The organism is Alsobacter sp. SYSU BS001988 (genome assembly GCF_054796215.1).
Genome location: NZ_JBTAMK010000033.1, coordinates 1 through 13,596, shown reverse-complemented (window position 1 = coordinate 13,596; position 13,596 = coordinate 1). Strand labels below are relative to the sequence as shown.

Genomic DNA, 13,596 nt, shown 5'->3' with positions numbered 1-13,596 from the left:
GTGGGCGCTGGCGCTCTCCATCGCGGCGATCGTGGCCATGTTCCGGTTCAAGGTCGGGATGATCCCGACGCTGGCGGCCTGCTCCGCCGCCGGGGTGGCCCTGTACCTGGCGGGGGCGATCCGATGAGAGCCGTGTGTCTGACCTTGATGGCGACCTTGGCCGCTCATCCGGGGATTGCCGAGTGGATCACCTTCGCGCGCCGCCAGTGCTCCAGAAGCCCGCCAAGCGCAGCTAAAGCCAGTCGGTGTCGCCCCGACAGCTAGCGCGGAATGTAGGGGGCCAACCAGGAGGAAACCGTTATGCGAACTTCCATCGCTCTCTTTGCCTCGCTGTCGATCCTCGACGCGACCGCAGCCTTCGCCGGGCCCCCTAACTGGAAGGCCGTCGGCCAGGCGCTTGGTCGCGAGGGCGCCATGCAGGGCGAGGTCTATCGCATCGGCCTGCCCCGCTCAGACCTGAAAGTTCGCCTCGACGGGGTGGACCTCAAGCCGGCCCTGGCGCTCGGCTCCTGGCTGGCGTTCCGGCCTATGGGCGACGAAGCCATGGTGATGGGCGACCTGGTGCTCACCCAAGACGAAATCAACCCGGTGATGAAGCGGTTGAGCGAGGGCGGCATCGCCATCACGGCCGTGCACAACCACCTGCTGCGGGCCGAGCCGTACACGCTCTACATGCACGTGTCCGGCCATGGCGACCCGGTGAAGCTGGCGACGCTGCTGCATGACGGATTGGCGCTGAGCAAGACGCCGCTCGGCCCGTCTGGGCCGGCCGCGGTGGAGGCGCTGGACATCGACCAGCCTGCGATCGAGAAGGCGCTGGGGCGCACCGGAAAGGCCAATGGCGGCGTGCTCCAGTTCTCCATCCCACGGGGCGAGCCGGTCAAGGACGCCGGCAGGGAGGTGCCGGAGGCCATGGGGTCGGCCATCGCCATCAACATGCAGCCGACCGGGGACGGGAAGGTCGCGACGACCGGCGACTTCGTTCTGACCGCGGACCAGGTGAACCCCGTGCTCAAGGCGCTGCGGGCCAACGGGATCGAAGTCACCGCCCTGCACAACCACATGCTGGCCGACGACCCGCGGCTGTTCTTCATGCACTTCTGGGCGAATGACGCGGCCGGCAAGGTCGCGACCGGCCTTCGCGCCGCGCTGGACAAGGTGAGCCTGGCGGGCGGCGCGCCCAAGACCGGCATAGCCCCCCAGTGCAAGGAGGTCATGGCCGCACAGAAGCAGCACAGCCCCGACGAGGTCGCCAGATGTGGGCAGCAGCAAGAGTGAGCATCGCGCTCGCGGCGGTTCTGGTCGGGGCTTCGCTGCCGGCCGCGGCCGCCGCCCTGACAGTCGAGGCGCGCATCCCGCTCGGCGTCGTGAAGGGCCGCATCGACCACCTCGCGCTCGACCTCGACGGCCGCCGACTGTTCGTGGCCGAGCTTGGCAACGACACTGTCGGGGTGGTCGACCTGCGAGCCGGCCGGCTCGTCCAGCGGATCGAAGGCCTGGCCGAGCCCCAGGGCGTCGGCTGGGATCCGGACACCCGGACGCTGTGGGTCGCGAACGCCAGGGACGGCTCGGTGCGCGTCTTCGACGGGGCCACCCTGAAAGCGATCGCCCGCATCGACCTCGGCGACGATGCCGACAACGTGCGGATCAGCCGCGGGCAGGTCTTCGTGGGCTACGGGTCCGGCGCTATCGCGGTCATCGACCCGTCCTCCCGGAAGGTGATCGCGACCATGCCGCTGAAGGCCCATCCGGAGGGCTTCCAAATCGAGCCGAGCTCCGGAAGGGCCTTCGTCAACCTGCCCGACCACCAGGAGATCGCGGTGCTGGACCTGCACGGAGGCAAGCAGGCGGCGAGCTGGATGACTGGCCGCTTCAGGGCCAATTTTCCATTAGCCCTGGCGTCGAACGGAGCCGGGATAGCTGTCGCAGCCCGCCAGTCGGCTGCCCTGCTGCGCTACGGCGCAAATGGCCGGATCGCCTGGCACGCGGCGGCCTGCGGCGACGCCGACGATGTCTTCTTCGATCCCCTCCGGCAACGCATCTACATCAGCTGCGGCGAGGGAGTGGTGGACGTCCGAGCGGATCAGGATGGCAGCGAGATTGCGAGGATCGGGACGGCCCCCGGCGCGCGGACCTCCCTCTTCTCGCCTGATCTCGACCGGCTGTTCGTGGCCGCTCCCGCCCGCGGCGGCCCGGCCGAGATCATTGTGCTCAAGCCGCAGGCCAACTGACGGCGCAAGCCCTCGGGCCCGCACGCTTGCCTTGTCGTATCCCCTCCAGGGGGATAGGTATCGGCGCATGATGCACGCCAGCCACCCCGACATCATCGCCCGGCTCAAGCGGGCCCAGGGCCACCTCGCCTCCGTGATCGGCATGGTCGAGGCGGGCCGCCCCTGCCTCGACCTCGCCCAGCAGCTGCATGCGGTCGAGAAGGCCGTGGCCAACGCCAAGCGCGAGCTCATCCAGGACCACATCGACCACTGCCTGGAGGACGCTATCGGCCAGGGCGGCCGCAAGGCCAAGGAGGCGCTGGCCGAGGTCACCGCCATCACCAAATACCTGTGAGGGCGCCGATGCTCGGCAAGGCGATGCGCTGGCTCGGCTTCGGCCATGACCACGATCACGGCCATGGTCACGGCCACGGACACCATCATGGCCATGACGACCACGGCCATACCCATGGCGTGATCGACCCCGCCATCGCCACGACCTCGCAAGGAATCTGGGCCATCAAATGGTCCTTCGCGATCCTGGCGGTCACGGCCTTTCTGCAGGTGCTGGTGGTCGTGGCCTCGGGCTCGGTGGCGCTGCTGGCGGACACCATCCACAACATCGCCGACGCCACCACGGCGATCCCGCTCTGGATCGCCTTCCGCCTTGTGCGCCGCCGGCCCACGGCGACCTTCGCCTATGGTTACGGCAAGGTCGAGGACCTGGCCGGCATCGTCATCGTCCTGATCATTTTCGCCAGCGCGCTGCTGGCCGGCTACGAGGCTGCGAACAAGCTGATCCACCCCGAGCCGATCCGGCAGCTCGGCTGGGTGGCTGCGGCAGGCTTGGCAGGCTTTCTCGGCAATGAAGCCGTCGCCGTTTTCCGCATCCGGGTCGGGCGCCGCATCAACAGCGCCGCGCTCGTCGCGGACGGCTACCACGCCCGCGTGGACGGGCTCACGAGCCTCGCCGTGGTGCTCGGAGCCGCCGGCGTCTGGCTTGGATTTCCGCTGGCCGACCCGATCATCGGCCTGCTAATCACTTTGGCGATCTTCGGCATCGTCTGGCAGTCGGCCGCCGCGGTCGTGCGACGGATGATCGACGGAGTGGAGCCCGACCTCGTGTCCACCGCGCGCCACGCCGCCGAGCACGTCCCCGGCGTGCAAAGCCTGCATGACCTGAAACTGCGCTGGCTCGGCCACAGGCTGAACCTCCAAGCGACGGCCCTGGTCGACCCCGGGCTGAGCCTCGTCGAGGCCGAGCGCATCCGAGCCGCCCTGGAGCGTGAGTTCGAGGCGCACCTGCCAGCCCTGGGCGGCGCGCATATCGCGGTCCGCCCAGCGGGCGCCGTCGGAGAGGCCGGCTCCCATCGCTGATGCAGCGCGACGCTCGGGTTCTGCACGCGCGAAGACGCCGATGGGCGAGCGCGAAGGCAAGTTCGAAATGCCGCTCTCCGTGCCGGCCGCAGGCGCATTCGTGAGCGCTGCGCTCGTCATGAACCGGGTCGGAACAGGAGACTGGCGCGCTACGGAGCCCCGCGCCGGCACGTGTACCATGAACGCGTGGGCCACTGCCGCGTCGCGCGGTGAATTGGAACCTCGCGCTGTTGTGGGCAGCCGATCTTCGAGAAGCACACGTGCAGCGTCCAGTACGTGGTAGCCGATCCGGAGACCGGGACGGCTGCGATCATCGACCCGGTCCTGGACTTCGATCCCAAGTCGGGCGCCACGGGGGTTGGTGGGTGCCTGAGGATGGGATGCGGGCCCGTCTGGGTCAACGAGAACGGACTGCGACGGGGGCGTCCGAAGCGCGGTCTCACTTGTACCGTGGGCGGGCTTGACCAGGCATGGCTCAATAAACCGGTGTTGGGGAAAGACAGCCCCCACGGGGTCTCGCTGGCCTTGATGGCTCGGACGAGACGAGTCGGTTTACCGCTCGTCATTATCACCTCATTCGACGAGACTATGGCGTTTGACCAGGCGCACGGGCCGGTGATGCTGAAACCTGTCGAGGGACGCAATTTGGCTCAGATGATTTGGCGCGAGCTGGATGGAGTGGCCTCGCACTAATGAGTAGCGACGCCTAGCGAGCACAGATGCAAGGTCGACGCGCATTTACTCGGAAACCAAATCCAACCTCATACGGGCGACAAATAAGGCTCTACCGGTTGCGTCCCTCACCCGGGCCTCAAGGGTGGCCTCACCGTCCGTAACGAGAGTGTTGGACCGAACCAGCTCCGCAAGGGTGAGGAATGCTTCCTTACGAGCGGTTTCCAGTCCGTCCAACTCATCCCCCTCCTCATCTCGCTTTTGGCCTCGTGAGCTTACGATGTCGAAGAAGTAGCGCATTGGCGGCTCCAGCGGTCAGACCTCGGCGGGTGGCTGGAAATCGTAGCCGAGCGGAGAACGTTCCTTTGAATTGCGCCTGCCCGGGGCTCCCGCTTCCGAGGGTGCTTTCGACGCCACTATAGGGAAGGCGCGGAATCAATTGGTGGGAACACGCGCCCGTTTGGAGCATTGATCCCACGACGAGACCGGCCGGCCTGATCACCCGCGACCGATGCCCCCATGCTACCGCCGCAGGGGGCCTTTACGTTTTTTTTGAGATCACTGGAGTGTCCTGTAGCCCACGAGGGCCAGGGTGGTCCCGGCAAAATTATTGCGCTGAAGACGAGATCGGCAAGCACGATGGACTACGGATTTGCAGTCTACGCGCCGCCTGAACCTGGGCTGCCCTACTTGGCTGTGGTCCTGCAGGGCGGCAAGGTCGTGGACTATATCACCGCAGCGAGCGCAGCCGAGGCGGACGCTCTACTCAAGGAACTCGCGGCCGGGCTTGCCGAGGCTGAGGCGGATACCCGCTGGTTGCAAGCCGGACCGCGCGACTGAGGCAGCCGGCGCAGGCTGGGCAGTCTAGCTGGACTTGCCAGTCATCCCGCCCGTTCGGTGCGCGTGCGCGATGTCACGAAGGGCTTGGCTGAGCCTCTCGCGGCGGGGACGTTTGGTCTTGGCCGGGATCGCCTCCCTTTCTTGGCGGATGAGCGCCATGGCCTCACCAGGCTGTGCGGCGTTCGGCGGCCAGTGGCGCAGGTCCTTAGGATCGATGTTCATCGGAGCGGCCCTCAGAAATCTTCGCTGCTTAGAGAGCGGGCCGGCTCATCAGCCAAGCCCACATAAGCGGTTTGCGGGTCAGTTCATCCCGCCCAACGCCAATCCCAGCGCGATCAGCAACAAGCCGGCAAGCAGAACCCGCATGTGCGCTTCGCCCCATCCTATGGATGGCTGTCGGCGCAATCGAAATGAAACAGGAGGCTGCTTGGCGGCGTGGATGGTGCGCATGGCGACCTCCGTCGATAGCTCGACGGTGCGCCCGATTCTGGCGAACGCGCAACGATCAAGCTCCAGCTGGCCGTAACTCGGCCATTCGAAGTGATGAGAGCCTGTGGGCTTGCCGCACCTCCTAGACCTGGCGGGCTTTGGTGGACGCCCTGAGGATCGTCTGCAGGGCCGTCAGGGTCAACGAGAACAGACCGCGACGGGTGTCCGACGCGTTGCCCCACTTGTGCCGCGGCGAGGCTCGACGGCGTTACGGCCGTTGGCGTCCCTCGGCTATTCCGCTCGGACTGATCGTTTGCGACGTCCTGGCGAGGAAGCCGTTCGAAATGAGCCACTCCGACAAAGCGAGACGGATCAGGTCGGACCGAGCGCCGTGTGTCGGCATAGAACCACACGCGTCTTGCAGGGCCTGCTCCTGATCGGCGGTGAGGCAAACCCAGACCTTTGCGTCGAACTTCCGGCCCGGAGGTCGGCCACGTCGGGGCGGCAAGATGCGTCTCCCGCAGTTCATCAGGTCAGCGCCCCCAAAATCCGGGCCTGCAAGTCCGACGCCGTGAACGGCTTGCGCAGCCAGTCGACGTCGTGACCGAGTTTCGTCGCAGCCTTTTGCGCCTCGCCGGTCATGATGATGGCGGGGATCTCATCCCCCTGCTCGCCTAGGGCGGCGAGGAGGTCATCTCCCGTCTGCTCACCCAAGAAGAAGTCGACGATCAGCAGATCGTAATCGCGCGCTCGCGCCCGCATCAGCGCCTCGCCGACATTGGCGGCGCAGTCGACATCGCGGATCCCGAGTTCGGCGAGTTGCTTGGTCACGATGGTCAGCATCGGCGGGAAGTCATCCACGACCAGCACCGTCAGCCTATGGAGCGTCGACGGCATTTTCTATTCGCTCTGCTGCGAGCGGAAGGTGGTGATCCGGCCGGCCTCGCTCTGCGAAGCAGGCTCTGCCGCTACCGCGTCGGGCACGGAGGGCAGAACCTCTTCCAGCTTGCGCCTGAGCGCGTCCGCTCCGAAGGGCTTGAGGAGGTACCCGGCCGCCCTGCCCCGGGCTCGGGCGACATAGCGCGGGTCGAGACTGGCGGTGATCATGATGAAGGGAAGCTCGATGCCAGCCTCCTGACAGCCCTTGGCGAGCTTCAGGCCATCGATCTCCGGCATCTCCACGTCGCAGAGCACCGCCCGATAGCGTCGCTGGCGCAACATTCGAAACGCCGTGCGGGCGTCGGGGGCGCTATCGACGTCCTGCACGCCGAGCCGTGCCAGGAGTCGGAGCAGGATGCTGCGCACGGCTTTGCTGTCATCGACAATGAGCAGCGGCTCGCAGCGTTTGCCGAGCGATGCGAACTCGTCGCGCAGATAAGGATCAAGTTCCGTCATTACATCAGTTGACAATTAATTGTTTAGAACATCGTGAAAGCCGGAACCGGCTTTCAGATTGCAAAATCCGAATGAGTAGGATGTCAGTTGCCTTGAGAGATATGCTATGCGCACGGTCCCCGATGTTTGGGGGCGGAGTGAACGACATGGAAGGTCCGGGGTTGAAGCTCATCCAACAGGCTGCGGCGGAGGCGGGCCTTATTGTGATCGTCTTGGGCCGTGAGGGAGCGTGGGCTCGGGCCCAAGCGCACGAACTCATGCGGGAGGGCCTGATTAGAACACCGCGGTCAGACGCCAAGCACGGACGAAAACAGGTTTTCGAAGTGTCTCAGACAACCGGCTGCCTAAGCTGGAAGGCCAGTCTCGATTGCTGAAGGATAAGAGCCGGCCAGTGGTTCTGCACGCTAACTGGCCTTTGATCCCCGCTGCAGCGAAACGGCGCGACATGTCCCGACAGCGCGCCTCACCAATGGCCCAGCCCCGGAAGGGCTGAGGAACACCAGCGATGCATGATTTTCAAGCCGACCTCGACAAAATCGGCCAGATCTCGGCTGTCCCACTGATCCTTGATGTCGTCTGCAGCGTCACTCGCATGCGCTTCGCGGCGGTCGCGCGCGTTACGGACGATCGCTGGATCGCTTGCCAGGTTCGGGATGACATCGAGTTCGGGCTAAAGCCCGGGGGAGAACTCAAGGTCGAGACCACCATCTGCCAGGAGGTGCGCGAGGCCTACCGCGCTGTGGTGATCGATCACGTCGCGTTAGACAACGCTTACTGCGGCCATCCGACTCCCCAGCTATACGGTTTTCAAAGCTACATCTCCCAGCCCATCATTCTGCCCGACGGGACGTTTTTTGGGACTCTGTGTGCGATCGATCCTGAGCCGGCCAAGCTCGACACGCCCGAGGTGCGGGGCATGTTCAAGCTGTTTTCGGATCTGATCGCCTTTCATCTCACAGCGGTCGACCGTCTGACTGAGACCGAAGCGATGCTGCTCAGCGAGCGGCAAGCCTCAGAACTGCGCGAGCAGTTCATTGCCGTGCTTGGGCACGATTTGCGCAATCCCTTGGCGTCCATAGGCGCTGGCGTGAGGCGGTTGACCACGCTGCCCCCTAAGGACCATGGCGCTATGGTCCGCCTTATCGAGAACAGCATCTCGCGAATGGCGGGCCTGATCGACAACGTGCTGGACTTCGCACGCGCGCGCCTGGGAGGGGGCCTCAGCATAGATCGCAACCCTGACGAGAACTTAGGGCCCCAGCTCCAACAGGTTATCGACGAGTTGCGGGAGGCCATGCCCGGTCGGGAGATCCGATCAGACCTGGCGCTTCCAGCCAAGGTGAATTGCGATGGGCCTCGGCTCGCTCAGATGCTTTCCAACCTTCTCGCCAATGCGCTTCTGCACGGGTCCCAAACGGACCCCGTCACGGTGACGGCGCACGTCAACGCGAGCGTACTGAATCTCTCTGTGACGAACTATGGACCCGAGATCCCACCCTCCGCCTTGGACGGGCTTTTCCGGCCGTTCACTCGTGCGCGGGTGAAACCTGCGCAGCAGGGGCTCGGCCTTGGTTTGTTTATCGCCCAGGAGGTCGCCCGGGCGCACGGGGGAACGTTGCAGGTCAACTCGTCGCCGGAGAGAACAGTGTTCACGTTCCAAATGGCCGTGATGGCGCTGAGCTGACTGTGGAAGTGCGTTCCGGCATTATCTGAAGAATGTCGGGATTGGAGCTGGTACGGGACGGGTCTCGGTCATGTTTGAGACGTTCCTCGTGGACGTGAACCTGCAGCGCGTCGGCAACCTGAAGAACCGGAAGCGGCGGGCGAATACGATCGCTCTCCGCGTGCGGCGGGAGGGGTGGCGTTGCCGCTGGTGCGGATGAGAGATCGCCACGACCCGCCGCGTTGACGCGAACTACCGCCGGGACGCATGCAGGACGGCGGCGGCTCGGCGACGCTTCGCCTGTCACATTCGCAGCGAACCCTGAACTAGGCTGGGCCGTTCACGCTCCACCCCTATAAGGTGAATCCCTTAGTAGTACGTTGGTCAGGAGGAGAACGGCCTACGAACGCGGCAGCCTTTGTCCTTCCACATAGAACGAAGCTGCGGCTGCGACATTCTGTCAGCACAGAGTGGCGACGGCTAACTTGGGCGAGCGGAGCGGATGGAACCGGACGACGAGGTGTTGGCTGACGAGCACCACACCGTATTGATCGAGCAGGCCCTTTGGGAGTACTGGCGCGAGGTCGTTGAGGAGCCGCTGCCGCCGAAGATCCTGATGCTGCTCTGTGAGCTGGCCCGCCGGGAGGGGGAGCAATCTCACCGACGACTTCCCTGAAAGCGTACCGGGATTACGGATGACCAGACTTCACCGGCGGTTGCTCATCCTCGCCGAAAAGGGACGCCTCAGATACGAAGTCGGATCGCATGCCGCCAAGTTCATGGGCCCTTTCGCGGAGGCGCTGGAGCGCAACGGTTGGGTCAAGCAGTTCGCGTCTGGCGGTTTCCAGGCTTTTCAGATCACCGATGCCCGATGAGCAATTGCTAGCTCGACGCGCCCAATTGCGTCGCGCCTAACGGCCTCGTGGCGCAGGACATCCGCGAGGCCATGCGCGACAGCGGCATGGTGGCGCTCGCCGGGGTTTGATCGCCCGCCGCGAGCGGATCCTGATGATCTAACCCTAGGGCAAGGGGCTGCTCGGGACCGTGCTGCCCTACGGCCACGACAATCAGAGTTCCTGGGGAGGCTTTGGAGTGGCTTCGATGAGGCTGGCGACAGTCCGCGTCTCCAGGAGGCGGGACACCAGGAACCCTGCTTCCGACAGCAGATACTGGAAATCCTCTTCCCTTCGCTCCCGTCCTCCTGGGTTGAGGACCAACATTTGCAGATCCAGCATCTGTCCCCAGGTTGGGCGATTGTCGGGATCGAGGACGTGCTCTATGACGAGGAGGATGCTCTCTGGCTTCATTGCCGCTCTACACCTGCGCAGGATCTGCAGGGCATCCTCGTCCCTCCAGCCGTGCAGCACACGCCGGAGGATGTAAAGATCGCCGCCGGGCGGGACAGCCTCGAACATGTCTCCCGCGACAACGGTCGAGCGAGCGGCGGCTCCCTCCTCGGCCAGCGTCTCGGACGCTCTTGCCGCGACAGAAGGCACTTCGAACAGGAGGCCCGTCGCGGCTGGCTGTTTTCGCAGGATCGCGGCCAAGAGCGTTCCCTGCCCTCCTCCGACATCGACGATCAACCCTGCCGGCCACGTGTAGCTTGCGACCACGTCTGCATTCTCCTGGCGCGCGCGTCCGGTGATGGCGGCGTCGAACGTGGTCGCTGTGTCGGGATGGCTTTCAAGATAGGGGTAAAGGCCGGTCCCATGGACGAACTGGAAGGCGGCCTCGCCCGTCTTGGCGGTGTGAAGGAGATGACCCCAAGCGCTCCAGTACGGTTCCTCGCCGAGCAGGATCGAGTAGTGCCTAAGCGAGATGCGGGCTGAACTGCGCAATCCCTCCGACAAGCTATTCGCCTCGAACTGGCCGTCCGGTCGGAGCTGGAATATTCCACGACTGGACAATAGGAGGAGCAGGCGGCGCAGCACATCGGGATGAGTACCCGAGCGCTCTGCGAGCGCCTCGGTCGAGGCCGGCCCGTTCTCTAGAAGATCAGCAATTCCGAGCTTGGCAATCACGTAGATCGCCTGGGACATCCAAGCGCCGGCGATCAGGTCCAACAGTCGGGAAGACACAGCAACCTCGTTCAGGGATGCGCGGGTCTGCATCGCGGTTCTCCGGGCCACATCGTCGGCGCCAAGTCTCCTCCAGCCCCTCTCCGCCGTCGAGTGCTCACCCTTGATGTTGCAAGTGACCAGCCTCGCGTCGATGGACTTCGCGCGTTACCCTCTGGTCGTCACCCCACGGACGCGGCGGTTACGGAGCGGACGGCCGGGGCCACAGCCTTGCGTGACGTCGGCGTCGGCAGCCAAAAAAGCCACCGCGAAGCCCTCCTGCTCGAGATCGTCGGTTGCAGCAAAAGCCAGGATCGCCTCGTCCTCGACCACGAGGACAGTCGGAAGGTGAGATCCCAGGCGCATCCGGGGCGCGACAGCAGCGCGGCGTCCAGAAAGCAGCTCACTGGCGGGGCGGCGAGGCCGAATCCGCGCCGGCGCGCCTTGAACCTCGGTGCGGATGACGGAGGCCAGGGCCCTGCGTGTCGCTTCCAGAAGCCCGCTGTCTGCGTCGCGCTACGGTGAGGCAAAAGATGGTGACGCATGCTGCCGCGTTGACAGAGAACACCGCCGCCATCCGCAGGTCCTCCACAATGGTCAGCGCATAGGCGACGGTGGTCACATTGGATCCGGCGAAAAGGCCCCAGGTCCCTAAGGACACGGCCTTGGCTCCCTCCGGATCTTTCACGATCCTGAGGATCTGGGGAACATAGGCCACAATCCGTGCTGCATTACAGGCCGCGAACGCGCCCACAACAAACTCGGCGAAGACCATGAGAAGCGCTCCAGCGTGTCATCGAGCCTCTAGAGGACTAGACGGACCGGAGCGGACCCGGGCGTTCCCGATCGGGCGCGGGCTTAGGGCGCAGTCGCTCTCCGCTGCTCACCAACAGGTCGGCCGCCCATATGCGCGCCCTGACGGTGGATGCGGTCAGGCTCTGCGCGATGGCTCGAAAGCGCATGCGCCTGAGATCTCGCTCAAAGAAGGGGTCGCGAGTATCCGGCGCAGTTTCTTTGTTGCTCGTCTCGCATCTGGACCATTTGTCCGACATGGTCAGCTCCCGGTCACGACAGCGCGTCCGACGTGGAGACGACGTTATCAAAGCCGACCAGCTTCCGGCGTGACGCGCTTCACAACGGATCCTGGACAAGCGACGGAAGTGGCCTGTCCCGCTCCTCCAAGCCCAATTTCCGGCTGGAACCTAGGTAGTAGCTTCTTTTGTCTGAGATCTACGGAGGACTGAACCGCTCGGCAATGTCGGACAGTGAGCATGACTGCCTGCTCACGCCGGGCTTTTCTTTGGCCACCCTGCGTCCGGGGTTGCTGTCTGCTTAGAAACCGCGTCGGTCCAGCTCGGTGCACATGGCGAAGAGGGTAGCTCTCGAGGCTGGGTCCCGTGCTGCTTTCATTTTCTTCTGAAGACGTGCGCGGAGCAGGCGCATGTCGTAGGCCACCCACAGCGTCGCGCCAGGCACATCCTCATAGAAAACCCCGACCCGGGCCTGAAAGAGGTCAAGGGCATAGATTGCATCTCCTTTAGACAGACCAGTGGTCTCGAACGCGTCTCGAGGAGGCATGATGAGGATCGACCTAGCTGGTCCGATGAACGTATGTTCACTCATCATACAGAGACACGGAAACAAGCAAGCTACTTCGTAGGCTGCGACATTCTGACTCTGTAGGCCGTCCTGATAATGGATGAGGCGCTTTCATTTTGCGCGCTTGAACACCAGTTCGAGGATTAAACCTCCCGATCCACCTGGATTCGTCAATCGCAATTCGTCGGCCGTAACCGACGTGATGACCCGACTCTGATCCGAACCAACCATGTTCGGAAAAGTACTCGATACTACAGTCGGGTGAACAGTCTTGGTGCTTTCGTCGAGGGTGTAAGTCCCTGTGTAAGCGATCACTCCAGTGGCGACAGCCTGGGCTTCTTCTGGAGTGGGTTTTAGCCGGTCGCCTGACGCGATTTTGGGCAGATCAACCGGCACTGTGATGAAGTGGAAATGCCCATCCGCGGTATAAGTCACTGCTCCCTGCAGTTGTGGGCGCGGCACGCTGCTGCCATCAGCCCGCTTGGCAGTGCTGGAAACGTAAATCCAGGTGCCAACGACCTTATCCTTAAGCGACTCAGCGAAGGCCGGAGTAGCCATGGCAGCAATGATCAGCACAGTGACAATCGGGCACGCGGTCAATTTGCGAGCCTTCGCCTTCCTGGTATCGCCAGCAGTTAGGTTGACGATCATATCGGTCCTCCGCGTTTCGGTACACTTGAAAGAATTGAACCTTGAGGCTGAGATCGCGTCGTATGGACTTCGGGCCGCTTCTATGCTCGCTGGCCATCTTGCGGAATAGGCTATCGACATCGCTGCCAGCACGAAAGGGGGGCATGTCGGTCATTGGCCCATCAAGTCATTTTGCTGCTGTGCGGGATTCGGTGCTTTCGGAGCGAAGCGGAGATTGGCGAGTGGTTTGCAGAACGGATTTTATGAGTACGGGCACTAGCCTCTGCTTTGATCGTGGCGATACTGCATCGGCCTCTTTTCGTCGCATTCCAAGGCGCACAGCATGCGCGTGAATGGGTCGGGATTCGGCCTGAGCGCCTACGCTCAGTTTCGCACGGGGTGCCCAGGACAGCCCGGCTGCAGGCCGCTTCGCCTCGAACCGCGTTCCGGTCTCACACTCGGCCGTTGTGCCAATCTGATGTGCGGTTCCGCAGAGGAGGTGGCCTATGACCCCCGAAGAGCAACTCACGCGTCTCGGTTTTGGCTTCGCGATATCGCAGTGCCTCAAGGTTGCCGCCGATCTCGACATCCCCGAAAGGCTCGTGGCGCGCCCGCGTTCCGCCGGCGATCTGGCGCACGAGTGCGGCGTGCATGCCGGAGCGCTCACCCGCGTGCTGAGGGCGCTGTGTGCCGAAGGGGTGTTCCGCGAGGGGCCCGTTGGCGT

The 13,596-nt window shown here is 64.0% G+C and carries 18 protein-coding genes and 1 pseudogene; 11 read left to right on the top strand and 8 right to left on the bottom strand.

What is annotated here, in order from left to right; all coding sequences use genetic code 11:
- Window positions 1-300 precede the first annotated feature (300 nt).
- The 5 genes and pseudogenes from ACYVO7_RS25430 to ACYVO7_RS25410 form a co-directional block, all read left to right on the top strand.
- Window positions 301-1,278: a DUF1259 domain-containing protein gene (locus ACYVO7_RS25430; protein ID WP_460452558.1), complete on the top strand. Its 978-nt coding sequence runs from the start codon at window positions 301-303 to the stop codon at window positions 1,276-1,278.
- On the top strand, window positions 1,275-2,231 hold the full coding sequence (locus ACYVO7_RS25425; protein ID WP_460452557.1) for a hypothetical protein: 957 nt from the start codon (window positions 1,275-1,277) through the stop codon (window positions 2,229-2,231). The genes ACYVO7_RS25430 and ACYVO7_RS25425 overlap by 4 nt, the downstream gene beginning before the upstream one ends.
- 67 nt (window positions 2,232-2,298) lie before the next feature.
- Entirely contained in the window at window positions 2,299-2,565 is a 267-nt protein-coding gene (locus ACYVO7_RS25420) for a metal-sensing transcriptional repressor (protein ID WP_460452556.1), read from the top strand.
- Between the two features lie 8 nt (window positions 2,566-2,573).
- Window positions 2,574-3,587, top strand: a complete 1,014-nt coding sequence (locus tag ACYVO7_RS25415) for a cation diffusion facilitator family transporter (protein ID WP_460452555.1) — start codon at window positions 2,574-2,576, stop codon at window positions 3,585-3,587.
- Between the two features lie 213 nt (window positions 3,588-3,800).
- A pseudogene (locus ACYVO7_RS25410) lies at window positions 3,801-3,941 on the top strand (MBL fold metallo-hydrolase); the annotation flags it as partial.
- Window positions 3,942-4,325: 384 nt separating this feature from the next.
- On the opposite strand, the gene ACYVO7_RS25405 reads toward ACYVO7_RS25410, so the two are convergent.
- On the bottom strand, window positions 4,326-4,559 hold the full coding sequence (locus ACYVO7_RS25405) for a DUF6894 family protein (RefSeq protein ID WP_460452554.1): 234 nt from the start codon (window positions 4,557-4,559) through the stop codon (window positions 4,326-4,328).
- A 219-nt stretch (window positions 4,560-4,778) separates the two neighbouring features.
- Here ACYVO7_RS25405 and ACYVO7_RS25400 point away from each other — a divergent pair, with 219 nt between their 5' ends.
- Complete coding sequence (locus ACYVO7_RS25400) at window positions 4,779-5,099, top strand: hypothetical protein (RefSeq protein ID WP_460452553.1); 321 nt, start codon at window positions 4,779-4,781, stop codon at window positions 5,097-5,099.
- 24 nt (window positions 5,100-5,123) lie between these two features.
- On the opposite strand, the gene ACYVO7_RS25395 is transcribed toward ACYVO7_RS25400, so the two are convergent.
- The 4 genes from ACYVO7_RS25395 to ACYVO7_RS25380 all read right to left on the bottom strand — a co-directional run bounded on the left by ACYVO7_RS25395 (window position 5,124) and on the right by ACYVO7_RS25380 (window position 6,923).
- Window positions 5,124-5,321, bottom strand: a complete 198-nt coding sequence (locus ACYVO7_RS25395; protein ID WP_460452552.1) for a hypothetical protein — start codon at window positions 5,319-5,321, stop codon at window positions 5,124-5,126.
- A gap of 78 nt (window positions 5,322-5,399) precedes the next feature.
- Window positions 5,400-5,549 carry a hypothetical protein gene (locus ACYVO7_RS25390; RefSeq protein ID WP_460452551.1) on the bottom strand — a complete coding sequence of 50 codons (150 nt, stop codon included), beginning with the start codon at window positions 5,547-5,549 and terminating at the stop codon, window positions 5,400-5,402.
- A gap of 507 nt (window positions 5,550-6,056) precedes the next feature.
- Window positions 6,057-6,425, bottom strand: coding sequence for a response regulator (locus tag ACYVO7_RS25385; RefSeq protein ID WP_460452550.1), 369 nt, complete (start codon window positions 6,423-6,425; stop codon window positions 6,057-6,059).
- 3 nt (window positions 6,426-6,428) lie between these two features.
- Window positions 6,429-6,923, bottom strand: coding sequence for a response regulator (locus tag ACYVO7_RS25380; protein WP_460452549.1), 495 nt, complete (start codon window positions 6,921-6,923; stop codon window positions 6,429-6,431).
- A gap of 505 nt (window positions 6,924-7,428) precedes the next feature.
- Between ACYVO7_RS25380 and ACYVO7_RS25375 the strand changes: the two genes are divergently transcribed.
- The 4 genes from ACYVO7_RS25375 to ACYVO7_RS25360 all read left to right on the top strand — a co-directional run bounded on the left by ACYVO7_RS25375 (window position 7,429) and on the right by ACYVO7_RS25360 (window position 9,461).
- The gene (locus tag ACYVO7_RS25375; RefSeq protein WP_460452548.1) at window positions 7,429-8,607 is read left to right on the top strand and encodes a GAF domain-containing sensor histidine kinase; all 1,179 of its coding nucleotides are present in this window, start codon (window positions 7,429-7,431) and stop codon (window positions 8,605-8,607) included.
- Between the two features lie 70 nt (window positions 8,608-8,677).
- A complete protein-coding gene (locus ACYVO7_RS25370; protein ID WP_460452547.1) occupies window positions 8,678-8,806 on the top strand; it encodes a hypothetical protein in 129 nt (42 codons plus the stop codon).
- A 282-nt stretch (window positions 8,807-9,088) separates the two neighbouring features.
- The gene (locus ACYVO7_RS25365) at window positions 9,089-9,262 is read left to right on the top strand and encodes a hypothetical protein (protein WP_460452546.1); all 174 of its coding nucleotides are present in this window, start codon (window positions 9,089-9,091) and stop codon (window positions 9,260-9,262) included.
- A 19-nt stretch (window positions 9,263-9,281) separates the two neighbouring features.
- Complete coding sequence (locus ACYVO7_RS25360) at window positions 9,282-9,461, top strand: hypothetical protein (RefSeq protein ID WP_460452545.1); 180 nt, start codon at window positions 9,282-9,284, stop codon at window positions 9,459-9,461.
- Between the two features lie 192 nt (window positions 9,462-9,653).
- On the opposite strand, the gene ACYVO7_RS25355 is transcribed toward ACYVO7_RS25360, so the two are convergent.
- From ACYVO7_RS25355 to ACYVO7_RS25345, 3 genes are all read right to left on the bottom strand, one after another.
- Window positions 9,654-10,697, bottom strand: a complete 1,044-nt coding sequence (locus ACYVO7_RS25355) for a methyltransferase (protein ID WP_460452544.1) — start codon at window positions 10,695-10,697, stop codon at window positions 9,654-9,656.
- Between the two features lie 349 nt (window positions 10,698-11,046).
- The gene (locus ACYVO7_RS25350; protein ID WP_460452543.1) at window positions 11,047-11,418 is read right to left on the bottom strand and encodes a hypothetical protein; all 372 of its coding nucleotides are present in this window, start codon (window positions 11,416-11,418) and stop codon (window positions 11,047-11,049) included.
- Between the two features lie 935 nt (window positions 11,419-12,353).
- Window positions 12,354-12,893, bottom strand: coding sequence for a lipocalin-like domain-containing protein (locus ACYVO7_RS25345; protein WP_460452542.1), 540 nt, complete (start codon window positions 12,891-12,893; stop codon window positions 12,354-12,356).
- Between the two features lie 485 nt (window positions 12,894-13,378).
- Between ACYVO7_RS25345 and ACYVO7_RS25340 the strand changes: the two genes are divergently transcribed.
- A partial coding sequence (locus ACYVO7_RS25340) for a methyltransferase family protein (protein ID WP_460452541.1) occupies window positions 13,379-13,596 on the top strand: 218 nt, incomplete at its 3' end.

What these genes read in the sequence shown, in the direction of transcription:
- ACYVO7_RS25380 (WP_460452549.1), bottom strand. Translation starts at nt 6,923, where the DNA reads ATGACGGAACTTGATCCTTATCTGCGCGACGAGTTCGCATCGCTCGGC.
- ACYVO7_RS25370 (WP_460452547.1), top strand. Translation starts at nt 8,678, where the DNA reads ATGTTTGAGACGTTCCTCGTGGACGTGAACCTGCAGCGCGTCGGCAAC.
- ACYVO7_RS25345 (WP_460452542.1), bottom strand. Translation starts at nt 12,893, where the DNA reads ATGATCGTCAACCTAACTGCTGGCGATACCAGGAAGGCGAAGGCTCGC.
- ACYVO7_RS25390 (WP_460452551.1), bottom strand. Translation starts at nt 5,549, where the DNA reads ATGCGCACCATCCACGCCGCCAAGCAGCCTCCTGTTTCATTTCGATTG.
- ACYVO7_RS25385 (WP_460452550.1), bottom strand. Translation starts at nt 6,425, where the DNA reads ATGCCGTCGACGCTCCATAGGCTGACGGTGCTGGTCGTGGATGACTTC.
- ACYVO7_RS25350 (WP_460452543.1), bottom strand. Translation starts at nt 11,418, where the DNA reads ATGGTCTTCGCCGAGTTTGTTGTGGGCGCGTTCGCGGCCTGTAATGCA.
- ACYVO7_RS25355 (WP_460452544.1), bottom strand. Translation starts at nt 10,697, where the DNA reads ATGCAGACCCGCGCATCCCTGAACGAGGTTGCTGTGTCTTCCCGACTG.
- ACYVO7_RS25405 (WP_460452554.1), bottom strand. Translation starts at nt 4,559, where the DNA reads ATGCGCTACTTCTTCGACATCGTAAGCTCACGAGGCCAAAAGCGAGAT.
- ACYVO7_RS25420 (WP_460452556.1), top strand. Translation starts at nt 2,299, where the DNA reads ATGATGCACGCCAGCCACCCCGACATCATCGCCCGGCTCAAGCGGGCC.
- ACYVO7_RS25430 (WP_460452558.1), top strand. Translation starts at nt 301, where the DNA reads ATGCGAACTTCCATCGCTCTCTTTGCCTCGCTGTCGATCCTCGACGCG.
- ACYVO7_RS25415 (WP_460452555.1), top strand. Translation starts at nt 2,574, where the DNA reads ATGCTCGGCAAGGCGATGCGCTGGCTCGGCTTCGGCCATGACCACGAT.
- ACYVO7_RS25375 (WP_460452548.1), top strand. Translation starts at nt 7,429, where the DNA reads ATGCATGATTTTCAAGCCGACCTCGACAAAATCGGCCAGATCTCGGCT.
- ACYVO7_RS25400 (WP_460452553.1), top strand. Translation starts at nt 4,779, where the DNA reads ATGCTACCGCCGCAGGGGGCCTTTACGTTTTTTTTGAGATCACTGGAG.
- ACYVO7_RS25365 (WP_460452546.1), top strand. Translation starts at nt 9,089, where the DNA reads ATGGAACCGGACGACGAGGTGTTGGCTGACGAGCACCACACCGTATTG.
- ACYVO7_RS25360 (WP_460452545.1), top strand. Translation starts at nt 9,282, where the DNA reads ATGACCAGACTTCACCGGCGGTTGCTCATCCTCGCCGAAAAGGGACGC.
- ACYVO7_RS25395 (WP_460452552.1), bottom strand. Translation starts at nt 5,321, where the DNA reads ATGAACATCGATCCTAAGGACCTGCGCCACTGGCCGCCGAACGCCGCA.